10 protein-coding genes are annotated in these 12,326 nt (G+C 69.6%); 4 read left to right on the forward strand and 6 right to left on the reverse strand.

Going from position 1 to position 12,326, the window contains the following annotated elements:
* Positions 1–339 precede the first annotated feature (339 nt).
* The 4 genes from JL100_RS34725 to JL100_RS34740 all read right to left on the reverse strand — a co-directional run bounded on the left by JL100_RS34725 (position 340) and on the right by JL100_RS34740 (position 3,363).
* The gene (locus JL100_RS34725) at positions 340–837 is read right to left on the reverse strand and encodes a nucleotidyltransferase family protein (protein ID WP_202683310.1); all 498 of its coding nucleotides are present in this window, start codon (positions 835–837) and stop codon (positions 340–342) included.
* A gap of 90 nt (positions 838–927) precedes the next feature.
* Entirely contained in the window at positions 928–2,607 is a 1,680-nt protein-coding gene (gene actP, locus JL100_RS34730; protein WP_202683311.1) for a cation/acetate symporter ActP, read from the reverse strand.
* Positions 2,604–2,915 (reverse strand): DUF485 domain-containing protein, encoded by a 312-nt coding sequence (locus JL100_RS34735; protein ID WP_202683312.1) that lies wholly within the window; start codon positions 2,913–2,915, stop codon positions 2,604–2,606. Before JL100_RS34735 ends, actP begins: the two co-directional genes overlap by 4 nt.
* 235 nt (positions 2,916–3,150) lie before the next feature.
* Complete coding sequence (locus tag JL100_RS34740) at positions 3,151–3,363, reverse strand: hypothetical protein (protein ID WP_202683313.1); 213 nt, start codon at positions 3,361–3,363, stop codon at positions 3,151–3,153.
* 176 nt (positions 3,364–3,539) lie between these two features.
* Between JL100_RS34740 and JL100_RS34745 the strand changes: the two genes are divergently transcribed.
* The 3 genes from JL100_RS34745 to JL100_RS34755 are packed head-to-tail and all read left to right on the forward strand — an operon-like array spanning position 3,540 to position 8,423.
* Positions 3,540–4,553 carry an HlyD family secretion protein gene (locus JL100_RS34745; RefSeq protein WP_202683314.1) on the forward strand — a complete coding sequence of 338 codons (1,014 nt, stop codon included), beginning with the start codon at positions 3,540–3,542 and terminating at the stop codon, positions 4,551–4,553.
* Entirely contained in the window at positions 4,543–7,293 is a 2,751-nt protein-coding gene (gene rbbA / locus JL100_RS34750) for a ribosome-associated ATPase/putative transporter RbbA (protein ID WP_202683315.1), read from the forward strand. Before JL100_RS34745 ends, rbbA begins: the two co-directional genes overlap by 11 nt.
* Before the next feature lie 2 nt (positions 7,294–7,295).
* Positions 7,296–8,423 carry an ABC transporter permease gene (locus tag JL100_RS34755; protein ID WP_202683316.1) on the forward strand — a complete coding sequence of 376 codons (1,128 nt, stop codon included), beginning with the start codon at positions 7,296–7,298 and terminating at the stop codon, positions 8,421–8,423.
* A 19-nt stretch (positions 8,424–8,442) separates the two neighbouring features.
* Here JL100_RS34755 and JL100_RS34760 read toward each other — a convergent pair whose 3' ends face one another.
* On the reverse strand, positions 8,443–9,516 hold the full coding sequence (locus JL100_RS34760) for an NAD(P)-dependent alcohol dehydrogenase (RefSeq protein WP_202683317.1): 1,074 nt from the start codon (positions 9,514–9,516) through the stop codon (positions 8,443–8,445).
* 267 nt (positions 9,517–9,783) lie between these two features.
* Between JL100_RS34760 and JL100_RS34765 the strand changes: the two genes are divergently transcribed.
* Positions 9,784–11,196, forward strand: coding sequence for a methyl-accepting chemotaxis protein (locus JL100_RS34765; RefSeq protein WP_202683318.1), 1,413 nt, complete (start codon positions 9,784–9,786; stop codon positions 11,194–11,196).
* Between the two features lie 198 nt (positions 11,197–11,394).
* Here JL100_RS34765 and JL100_RS34770 read toward each other — a convergent pair whose 3' ends face one another.
* A complete protein-coding gene (locus JL100_RS34770; protein ID WP_202683319.1) occupies positions 11,395–12,273 on the reverse strand; it encodes a LysR family transcriptional regulator ArgP in 879 nt (292 codons plus the stop codon).
* Positions 12,274–12,326 lie beyond the last annotated feature (53 nt).

Here is a 12,326-nt window from a genome sequence, read left to right on the forward strand (position 1 = left end):
GCTGTACCCGAACAGGTCGATCCGCCCGAGACAGCTGATCCGATGCGTTGCGCCATGGGCGCAACCTACGATCGTCGGCCCGCATCACCTTCGCCCTGCATTGAGCCGTAGGTTGCGCCCATGGCGCAACACAGTGCGGCGAGTGGAACGGCCGGCTGCGAGGATCGGAGGGGTTCAACCTGATCGGGGACCGCTCTAACCCCTCGGCAAAAGGCAGGCTTGGGATCAACGTGCCCCAGCCTGCTTTGCCCAGTCGTCCGGCGGCATGATGCTTCCATAAGCTGTCACCACAGGCTCGCGATTGATGCGCACAACCCGCACCAAAGAGGACGGCTCCCGTTACATGACGCCGGCAAATCCGGCCAGTCGGTCCATGCGGTTGCGCCGGGACTCCGCCAGAAGGTCGGCGACAGCTCCCGTTGTCCGGTCCCCGGTTGTTTCCCGGAACGCTGCAAGCCGCCGGGCAGTTTCGGCGCTTTTGCAACAGGCGCCCCTCACCGCACGGAAGACTTCCACGCCTTCCGCCTCGGCGGAGGTACGGACGGCATCCCGCAGGAATTCGTCCGCGACCGCGTCAGCTTCGCGCCCCAGCATTTCCGTCAGCAGATTCCTCCACCCGGCCAGGCGGAGGCCGCTGACAATCACGGAAGGCAGGGGCGTGATGAGCACGTCGATGTCGCTGTCCTCGCTGTCCTCACCCCGGACCACCGATCCGAACACGACGATCCGCCCGATGCCGGCATCATGCAAACGGTCGCCGTTGGCGCGGATCGTCTCGGCGACCGACCTGAGGGTCGGCCTGGACGATACGTCGATCCCGTCGATAACCGTTGCCATCGATACCTCCGTCATCCCCGACGAAAATGCTCCCGTTCGCCCGAAAGAACAAGGTGCCGGCACCGGCCCGGATCGGTCGGTCCCAACCCGTCAGTGCGATACCGCCGCCGAGGCGCCGATGCCGGTCTGCGAGCGGACCTCCTGGTCGTCGAACGCGGCCCGCTCCTTTTCCGCCGACGCGCTGCGGTCCAGCTTGGACACCACGACGGTGACCAGGAAGGCCAGCGTCATGGAGAACAGGGCCGGGTGCTCGTAGGGGAAGATCGGCGCCGGGTTCTCCAGCACGACGACCCACACCGCCTTGGACAGCACGACGCAGACCACCGCCGAGACCAGCCCGGTCAGGCCGCCCAGCAGCGCGCCGCGGGTGGTCAGGCCCTTCCAGTACATGGACAGGATCAGCACCGGGAAGTTGGCCGAGGCCGCGATGCCGAAGGTCAGGCCGACCAGGAACGCGACGTTCTGCTTCTCGAACAGGATGCCCAGCACCACGGCCAGCACGCCCAGGACCAGCGAGGCGATCTTGGAGACCCGCATCTCCTCCTTCTCGGTCGCCTTGCCCTTGCGGATCACCCGGGCATAGATGTCGTGGGAGATCGCGGAGGCTCCCGCCAGCGCCAGGCCCGACACCACCGCCAGGATGGTCGCGAACGCCACCGCCGACAGGAAGCCCAGGAACAGGTCGCCGCCCAGCGCCTTGGAGAGGTGCATCACCGGCATGTTGCCGCCGCCGATGATCTTGCCGCCGATCACGCCGCCTTCGAAGAACTGCGGGTCGGTGCCGACGATGGTGATCGCGGACAGGCCCAGGATACCGACCACCAGGAAGAAGAAGCCGATGAAGCCGGAGGCGTAGAACACGCTCTTGCGCGCTTCCTTCGCGTTGGGGACGGTGAAGAAGCGCATCATGATGTGCGGCAGCCCGGCCGTGCCGAACACGAGGCCCAGCGACAGCGACACGGCGGAGACCGGGTCGGCCAGCAGCGAGCCGGGCGACATGATCTTGATCCCGGCCTTGTGGGAGGCGACCGCCTGGGCCGCCATGAAGTCCAGGTCGAAGCCGAAGCGCGACAGGGCCAGCAGCCCGAGCAGCGACCCTCCGCCCAGCAGCAGCCCCGCCTTGATGATCTGCACCCAGGTGGTGGCGATCATGCCGCCGAAGGTGACGTAGACCACCATCAGCACGCCGACCACGATCACCGCGACGGCGTAATCCAGGCCGAACAGCAGTTTGATCAGCTGGCCCGCCCCGACCATCTGGACGATCAGGTAGAAGCAGACGACCGTCAGCGACCCGATGGCCGCGAAGGTCCGCACCTTGGTCTGGTCCAGCCGGTACGACGCGATGTCGGCGAAGGTGAAGCGGCCCAGGTTGCGCAGCCGCTCGGCGATCAGGAACAGGATGATCGGCCAGCCGACGAAGAAGCTGATGATATAGATGAAGCCGTCGAACCCGGTGGCGAACACCAGGCTCGACAGGCCCAGCAGCGTCGCCGCCGACATATAGTCGCCGGCGATCGCCAAGCCGTTCTGGAATCCGGTGATGCCGCCGCCGGCGGTGTAGAAGTCGGCCGCCGACTTGGTGCGGTTGGCCGCCCAGTAGGTGATGCCGAGCGTGCCGACGACGAAGATGAAGAACATGACGATGGCCGTCACGTTCACCGCCTGCTTCTCCGCCCCGCCCAGGTCGGCGGGCGCGGCCAGCGCGGGGGCCGCCAGGGCGAGGGCCGCGAGGCCCATGGCCGCGACGGGGGACAGCAGGCGCCTCATTCCGCCGTCTCCCGGATCAGGTCGTTGGTCAGGTCGTCGAAGGGGCCGTTGGCGAAGTAGGAATAGACGCCGGTCAACAGCCAGGACACGACGATGATCCCCGCGCCGATCGGCACGCCGACCGACAGGGTGGCGCCCTCGCCCAGCGGGCGGCCGAGCAGGCCGGGCGCGAAGGCCACGACCATCATGAAGCTGTAGTAGGACACCAGGACCAGCGCGGACAGCACGGCGGCGAGGCGCCCGCGCCGCCTGACCAGCACCTGGTAGTTCGGGTTCCGGCGAACCCTGGCGTAAATTGAGTCGGACATATCATTTCCAATTCGTAGCTTGCTGCAATGCGGTACGATCCATCGGCGCGTCTGGGCAGACGGTTTGATGTCGCAGGGCGGCTACGAAGAGTTCCGGCGCGCCTTCCCGCCTGTCGGGCGGTCGGCGTCGTCGCTCGGCCTATCAAGTCGGAGTGGCGGGAAGACCTGTTGGAGAAGCCGCGCCCATCGCCCGCAAAGCAGCGGTCGGGGCGCCGCCTCCAGGTCGCACCCGGTGTCAGCCCAGAGCGCCGGGATCGCGGCCCCGCTCCGCGATTCGGTTTCTGAGGGACGGCGACAGGAAGCGCTCCGGGATCACGTCGCCGGTGAAGCCGGCGTCGGCCAGGGCAAGTTCCACGTCCAGGGCGGCGGCGCGCAGCTCCGCCAGACGGCGGGCGCGCAACTCGTCGAAAGTCGGATAGGAGGGAATCGCGGTACGGCGTTCGGACATGCTTCGGACCCTTGCGGAGCGGCCCAGTCGGGTCGAGGATGGTCGCCTCGCACCGGGCCTGTCAACCGTAAGACGCCCGCCGGCCTTTGACCTGAAGCAATGACCGGGCGCGGACACCCGGGCAGGATTCCGCCGAAGACAGCCGTACCGCCCCCGCAACCAGCACAATGGTCTTCATGCGCGCCGCACCTCTTCTCGCCCTGCTCGCCGTCGTCGGGATCGCCGCCGGCGGCTATGCCTACTGGGACACGCAGCAGTCCCGCGCCCTGCCGGCCGGCTTGGCGTCGGCCAACGGCCGGATCGAGGTCGAACGGGTCGACATCGCCACCAAGCTCGCCGGCCGCGTCGCCGAGATCCACGTCCGCGAGGGCGACGCCGTCAAGGCCGGCGACATCGTGGCCCGCATGGACGTCACGGAACTCCAGGCCCAGCTCCTCGCGGCGAAGGCCGCCGTCCGGCGCGCCGTCGAGGGCATCGGCAAGGCCGAGGCGGAGGTCTCGATCCGCGAAGCGGAGCAGCAGCTTTCCGAGGTCGAACTGCGCCGCGTCGTGGAGCTGGAACGGCGCGCCGCCGTCTCGACCGCCGAAGTGGACCGGCGCCGGGCGCAGAACGAGGTGGCCAAGGCCCAGATCCTCGGCGCCAGGGCCGCCGTCCGGGACGCCAAGGCCGCACGGGAGGCAGCCGAAGCGCAGGTCGCCCAGATCGAGGCGACCATCGCCGACATGACCCTGAAGACCCCCGTCTCCGGCCGGGTGGAATACCGGCTCGCCCGGGCGGGCGAGGTGCTGGGGGCGGGAGGGCGGGTCGTCACCGTCCTGGACCTGACCGACGTCTTCATGACGATCTTCCTGCCCACCGGCCAGGCCGGGCGGGTGGCGCACGGCTCGGAAGCCCGCATCGTGCTCGACGCGGCGCCCAGCTACGTTGTGCCGGCCACGGTGTCGTTCATCGCGGCGGAGGCGCAGTTCACCCCCAAGGCGGTCGAGACCTCCGACGAGCGCGAGAAGCTGATGTACCGGGTCAAGCTGGCGATCGATCCCAAGCTGCTGGAGACCTACCGCGACTATGTGCGCGCGGGGCTCACCGGCAACGCCTATGTCCGGATCGACCGGGCGGCGGAGTGGCCGGCCGAACTGGCACCGAAGCTCCCGCCAACTCCCGAGGGGGCGGAGACCGCCGATGTCCGGTGACGACGCGGTAGCACTGGACGGCGTCTCGCACCGCTACGGGCGCATCGCGGCGCTCGCCGGCGTCTCGCTCCAGATCCCCGGCGGCACGGCGACCGCCGTGGTCGGCCCGGACGGCGTCGGCAAGTCCACGCTGCTGGCGCTGATCGCCGGCGTCAAGCGGGGGCAGGCGGGCACCGTCCGGGTGCTGGGCGGCGACATGACCTCGGCCGCGCACCGCGACCGGGCGGCGCCCGGCATCGCCTACATGCCCCAGGGGCTGGGGCGGAACCTCTATCCGACCCTGTCGGTGGTCGAGAACATCGACTTCTTCGGCAGCCTGTTCGGCCTGTCCCGGGCGGACCGCCGGGCGCGCATCGACCGGCTGCTTCACGCCACCGGCCTGCATCCGTTTCCCGACCGCCCCGCCGGCAAGCTGTCGGGCGGCATGCGGCAGAAGCTGTCGCTGTGCTGCGCGCTGATCCACGATCCGGACCTGCTGATCCTGGACGAGCCGACCACCGGCGTCGATCCGCTGTCGCGCCGGCAGTTCTGGCACCTGATCGACGACATCCGGGCCGGCCGGCCGGGCATGACCGTGCTGGTCGCCACCGCCTACATGGAGGAGGCGGAGCGGTTCGAACGCTTGGTCGCGATGGACGGCGGCACGATCCTGGCCGCCGGCCCGACCGCCGAGGTGCTGGCCCGGACCGGCGCCGCGACCTTGGACGAGGCCTTCGCCGCCCTCCAGCGGGGCAGGGGGGGCCGGCCGGCCGAGGGCTGGACGCCGCTGCCGCCCCGCACCCCGGATCCTGGAGCGCCGCCGGCCATCCTGGCGGAGGGGCTGACCCGCCGGTTCGGGGACTTCACCGCCGTGGACGGGGTCGGCTTCCGGATCGAGCGCGGCGAGATCTTCGGCTTCCTCGGCTCCAACGGCTGCGGCAAGACCACGACCATGAAGATGCTGACCGGGCTGCTGCCGGCCACCGAGGGGCGGGCCGAACTGCTGGGCCGCCCGGTCGCGGCGGGCGACATGGAGACGCGCATGCGGGTCGGCTACATGTCGCAGTCCTTCTCCCTGTACGAGGAGCTGTCGGTCCGCGCCAACCTGGATCTGCACGCGCGGCTGTACCGCATCCCGGCGGCGGAGGTCGGGCCGCGCACCCGCGAGGCGCTGGAGCGGTTCGACCTCGCCGGCGTGGCCGACGCCCGGCCGAACAGCCTGCCGCTCGGCATCCGCCAGCGCCTTCAACTGGCCGCCGCCTGCCTGCACCGGCCGGAGGTGCTGATCCTGGACGAGCCGACCTCGGGCGTGGACCCGGCGGCGCGGGACATGTTCTGGCGCCACCTGGGCGAGCTGGCGCGGCGCGACGGCGTCACCGTCTTCGTCTCCACCCACTTCATGAACGAGGCGGAACGGTGCGACCGCATCTCGCTGATGCATGCCGGGCGGACGCTGGCCGTCGGCACGCCGCGGGAAATCCGCGAGGCGCGGGGTTCCGCGTCCCTGGAGGACGCCTTCGTCGCCTGCCTGGTGGAGGCGGCCGGCGGGGAGTCGGGGCAGGAAGCGGGGCAGGGCGCCGCGGCGGCACCGCCCGCCACGGCCGACGCGAAGCCGCCGGACCATGCGACGCTCGCCGCGTCCTTCGGGCGGATCTTCGCCTTCGCGCGGCGGGAGATGATCGAGATCCTGCGGGACCCCGTCCGGCTCGCCTTCGCCCTGCTCAGCCCGCTCGTGCTCATGGTCACCTTCGGCTACGGCGTCACCTTCGACGTGGAGGACCTTCCCTTCGCCGTGTTCGACCGCGACCGGAGCGCCGAGAGCCGCCAGTTCGTGGAAAGCTTCGCGGGGTCGCGCTATTTCGACCAGCGGCCGCCGATGGACAGCGAAAGCGAGATCGACACGCGGCTCCGGTCGGGCGAACTGCGGGTCGCCATCGATATTCCGCCCGGCTTCGGCCGCGACCTGCTGGACGGCCACCGGCCGGAGGTGGCGTTCCTGCTCGACGGGTCGATGCCGTTCCGGGCCGAGACGGCGCGCGGCTACGTGGACGGCATCGTGTCCTCCTATGCGCAGGACCTCGCCCGACGCACGGCCGGGGAGGCGGTATCGCCGTACCCGGTCCAGGTCGAGGCGCGGTTCCGCTACAACCAGGAATTTCGCAGCGCCGTCGCGATTACGCCCGGCTGCATCATGATCCTGCTGATCATCGTGCCGTCCATGCTGACCGCGCTGGGCGTGGTGCGGGAGAGGGAGGTCGGCTCGATCAGCAATCTCCAGGCGTCTCCGGCGACCGTTGGCGAGTTCCTGCTGGGCAAGCAGGCGCCCTACGTCGCGATCGGGTTCCTCAGCTTCCTGTCGCTTACCCTGCTGGTCGCCGTCCTGTTCGACGTGACCGTGAAGGGATCCATGGCGGCGCTGGCGCTGGGGGCCTTCCTCTACGTGTTCGCCGCCACGGGGGTCGGCCTGGTGGTCTCGACCTTCGTCAGGAGCCAGGTCGCGGCGATCATCGCGACGGCCGTGCTGGTCACCGTGCCGGCCATCAATTTCTCGGGATATCTTTATCCCGCGGCCACGGTGGAAGGGGCCGGGCGCTATATCGGGCTGGGCTTCCCCTCCCTGTGGTTCCAGAACGTCAGCATCGGCACCTTCGCGAAAGGGCGGCCGTTCGCGGATTTCCGGCTCGAATTCCTGATGCTGTTCGCGTTCGGCGTTGGGTTCCTGATGATCGCCAGCCGCTTGCTCAGGAAGCAGGAGCGTTGACCATGCCCATCTGGCTATCGAACGTCTTCCGCCTCGGCCTGAAGGAGCTGGCGAGCCTCGCCGGCGACAAGGTGCTGTTCGCCTTCATCATCTATTCCTTCTCCTTCTCGGTCTACAGCGTGGCGACCGGGGTGAAGACCGAGATCGAGAACGCCAGCATCGCGGTGGTGGACGGCGACCACTCGGCCCTGTCGTCCCGGCTGCGCGAAGCCTTCCTGCAACCTTACTTCCGGCCGCCGTCGTTGATCGACCGGGCCGAGCTGGACCCGGCCATGGACCGGGGCGAGCGGACCTTCGTGCTGGACATCCCGCCGCGGTTCGAGGCCGACGCGCTGCGCGGACGCCAGCCGGAGCTTCAGCTCAACATCGACGCCACGGCGATGACCCAGGCGGGGGTCGGCGCCGGGTACATCGAGGCCATCGTGCAGAGGGAGGCGATGGATTTCCTGCAGGCGCGCGGAGAGGCGACGGCGGTTCCCATCGATGCCGTGACGCGCGCCTGGTTCAACCCGAACCTGGAGGGCGCCTGGTTCCACTCCGTCATGGCGGTGATGGAGAACATCACGATCCTGTCGATCCTGCTGGTCGGCGCCGCCGTCATCCGGGAGCGGGAGCACGGCACGATCGAGCACCTGCTGGTCATGCCGGTCCGGGCAAGCGAGATCGCCGTCGCCAAGATCTGGGCCAACGGCCTGGTGATCCTGGTGGCGGCGGGGCTGTCGCTGCGCTTCGTGGTCCAGGGCGCGCTGGGCGTCCCGGTCGAGGGGTCGATGGCGCTGTTCCTGGCCGGGGCGGCGGCCTACCTGTTCGCGACCACCTCGCTCGGGATCCTGCTCGCCACCCTGGTGCGGTCGATGCCCCAGTTCGCGCTGATGGCGATCCCGGTCTTCCTGATCCTGAACATGCTCTCGGGCGCCACTTCGCCGATAGAGGGCATGCCGCCGGTGTTGGAGACCCTGATCCAGGTCTCCCCCACCGTCCATTTCGTCACGCTGTCCCAGGCGGTGCTGTTCCGGGCCGCGGGGCTGGAGGTGGTCTGGCCGCAGCTCCTCGTGCTGGCCGGCCTCGGCGGCCTGTTCCTCGCGGCGGCGCTGGCCCGGTTCCGCATCATGCTGGCCCAGGCCCATTGATGACGGGCCGGGCAACGCGTCACGGGGTTACGGCGACCTTCAGGACGCCGTCGCGCTGGTGCGAGAACAGCTCGTAGGCGGCCTCGATGTCGTCCAGCTTGAAGCGGTGCGTCACCATCGGGCGGAGATCGACCCGGTGGGACGCCACCACATTCATCAGCCGGCGCATGCGCTCCTTGCCGCCGGGGCACAGGGACGTGACGATGGTGTGGTCGCCCAGGCCGGCGGCGAACGGCCCCAGGGGAATGTGCAGGTCGGTGGAATAGACGCCCAGGCTCGAAAGCGTGCCGCCTGGCCGCAGGACGCGCAGGCAGGCCTCGAACGTCGCCTGGGTGCCCAGCGCCTCGATCGCGACGTCCACCCCGCGCCCGTCCGTCAGCGCCATGATCTGCTCCACCGGATCGCCGGCCTTGAAATCGACCACCCGGTCGGCCCCCATCCGGCGGGACGCCTCCAGCCGCTCGCGCACCGTGTCCACCCCGATCACCAGCGTGGCGCCGCACAGCTTGGCGCCCGCCGTGGCGCACAGGCCGATCGGCCCCTGGGCGAACACCGCGACGGTGTCGCCGATCCTGATCCCCGCCCGCTCGGCGCCGGAGAAGCCCGTGGACATGATGTCCGGGCACATCAGGACCTCCTCGTCGCTCAGCCCGTCGGGCACCGGGGCGAGGTTCGCCATGGCGTCGGGCACCAGCACGAACTCGGCCTGGCAGCCGTCGATGGTGTTGCCGAACCTCCAGCCCCCGAGCGGCTTCCAGCCATGCGCCGTCCCGGCGCCGTCCTGCGAATGGAAGCCGCACAGCGAGGCGTGGCTGTGGCCGCTGGGGCAGATGGCGCCGGCGATCACCCGCTGGCCCTCCCGGTAGCCCTGGACGGCCGAGCCCAGCTTCTCGATCACGCCGACCGGCTCGTGCCCGACCGTCAGGCCGCGGGCGACCGGGTACTCGCCCTTCAGGATATGGACGTCGGTGCCGCAAATGGTGGTCGTGGTGATCCGGACCAGGGCATCGAGCGGCCCGACGTCCGGGACAGGCTTCTCGTCTAGCGCGATGCGGCCGGGCTCGACGAAGATGGCGGCTTTCATTCTCGGCATGTTTCCCCCCGTTTCTGACACGTGCCCGCGAGCGGGGCCGGGGCGGATCGTACCGGTTTGCCGGCGGGGGTAATTGATCCACGTTAAGCGCCGCCGCGCTCCGGAGCCCCGTGGCCCCCAGTCGTCCGAAGACGAACCGGCCGATACGGATAGGCCGAAAGACTCCGACGCCTTTGAGTCAACTGTTAACCGCTGCCGGGTACCATCTTCCAAAAAGATAATTGGAGAACGGCATCGTCAACTCCAGACTGTAACGGGAGGGTATCTATGAGAGACAGCGTGTCAGTCGGCACCGATCGGGCCGTCAACACCGAAACGGCCATCGTGGAGTTGGCGCAGGAGATCGGAAGTCTTGGCGTTGCGTTCGCCGACGTGGCCGGCCATGTCGACGATGTCAGCGGCCGGATCTCCCACCAGGTCTCGGTGCTGGCGGAACTGCGCGGCGACGCCGCCGACATGGCGGCCGGGACCGGGCATGTCAGCGCCGCCGCCGCGGCCGCCCGGGCGGTGACCGCCAAGGCCCGGGAGCAGGTGGCCCGAGGGCGCGGGCAGGTGGACGACGCGCTGGCCGGGCTGCACACCCTGACCGAGGACGTGACGGCGATCGACAAACAGTCGGCCGACCTGACCGACGCCCTGGCCCGCGTCGGCAAGGTCGCGCAGGAGATCGCCGCGATCGCCAAGCAGACCAACCTCCTGGCGCTCAACGCGACGATCGAGGCCGCGCGCGCCGGATCGGCCGGACGCGGCTTCGCCGTGGTCGCCCACGAGGTCAAGGCGCTGGCCGGCAAGACCGCCGTGGCGACACAGGAGATCGACGCGACCCTGCGTTACCTGACCGAGCAGGTGAAGGCCCTGGCGGCCCGCGGGGCCGGGGCGGCGTCGAAGGCGACGGCGGTCGGCGGCGACGCCGGCCGGATCGGCGACCTGATGGAGACGCTGGCCGGCGCCATCGGCGACGTGGACCGCCAGCAGGACCGCATCGAGGACGCCGCCGGCATGATCGGCACCGGCATCGCCACGGTCGAGCAGCGCATCGTCGAGCTGTCCGCCGGCGTCACCCAGTCCAGCGGCAACCTCAACCAGGCCCGCGACCGCCTGAACGGGTTGCTGGCGTCGAGCGAGAAGCTGATCGGCCTGTCCAGCCGCCTCGACGTCGAGACGGTCGATACCCCGTTCATCCGCGCGGTGCGGGACGGCGCCGGCCGCGTCGCGTCGATCCTGGAAGGGGCGATCGACGCCGGGACCCTGACCCTGGACGCGCTGTTCGACGCGGACTACAAGCCCGTGCCCGGCACCTCGCCCGAGCAGTGCGTCACCCGCTTCAGCGATGCCGCCGACCGACTGCTGGTCGGTTTCCTGGACGGGGTGCTGGAACTGTCGGACAGGATCGTCTTCTGCAACGCGATCGACCGCAACGGCTATTTCCCGACCCACAACACCAAGTACCGCCATCCCCAGCGACCCGGCGACACCCGATGGAACGCCGCCCATTCCCGGAACCGGCGCATGTTCAACGACCGCGTCGGCCTCGCCGCCGGCCGCAGCCGCGAACCCTTCCTGCTCCAGGCCTACCGCCGCGACATGGGCGGCACCTTCGAGCTGATGAAGGACGTATCGGCCCCGATCCTGGTGAAGGGGCGTCACTGGGGGGCGCTGAGGATCGCCTATCAGGCGTGAGACAATCCCATCGCCGCGATGCGTTGGGCCTCGGCCCAACCTACGGTTTGATGCAGAGCAGAGGTGATGCGAGCCGTCAATCTTAGGTTGGGCCGTGGCCCAACGCATCGACCCGGCTGCTCCGGCCGGATCGGGCACAGCTCCAATTCGCGCAAGAGCCTTCGCACGCCGTGGACAGGACGAGCATAGAGCTTCCCGTCACTTCAGCATGGCGCCGGCCGTGCGGAGGACGGCTCGCGTGATGTCGCCCAGGCGGCTGCTCGCGATGCGGCTGCGCTGCCAGAACAGCGGTACGTCGAGCGGCTGGTCCGGAACCAGGGCGACCAGCCGACCGTGACGGAGATGGTCGGCGACCAGCATCTCGGGGTTCATTCCCCATCCGAGGCCGACCAGCGCCGCGTCGATGAACGCCTGGGACGAGGGCAGCCAATGGGTGGCCGGCGCGATTTCCGTGCCGAAGGCCTGCCGCGTCCATAGCGTCTGCAGCCGGTCCTTGCTGTTGAAGGTCAGGCACGGCGCACGGGCGAGGGAGTCGACATGCACCCCCTCGGGCAAATGCCGGCCGACGAACTCCGGGCTGGCGGTCGCGACGTAGCGCAGCGCGCCCAGCGCCGTGCTGTCGCAGCCTTGCACCGGCTTGGCGCCGGACGTCACGGCGGCCAGGACCTCGCCCCGGCGCAGCCAGTCGGCACTGTGCTCCTGGTCGTCGATGACGAGGTCGAACAGGCAGTCCCGCGTTTCGGCCATCGCGGCGACGAACCAGGTGGCGAGGCTGTCGGCGTTCACCGCGATGCGGACGGTCACCGGCGGCCCGGCGTGCCGGAAGCCTGGAAGCTCCTGGCGCAACTCGCTCTCCAACAGGGCCACCTGTTCCACGTGCTGGCACAGGCGCTGCCCCGCGGGCGTGCCGACGCAGGGGGAGCCTCGCACCACCAGGATAGCCCCCAGCCTCTCCTCCAGGAGCTTGACCCGCTGCGATACCGCCGAGGGGGTGACGTGAAGCTGCTGTGCTGCCCGTTCGAAGCTGCCGGTGCGGATGACGGCCGCCAGGGCGGAGAGCAGGGCGTAATCGAGCACGGATTAGCATCCCTTAATCAAGCTGATTATCTTTAAGCATGCTAATCCGGTCC

It is taken from the genome of Skermanella mucosa (assembly GCF_016765655.2).
GTDB classification, from domain to species: Bacteria; Pseudomonadota; Alphaproteobacteria; order Azospirillales; family Azospirillaceae; genus Skermanella; species Skermanella mucosa.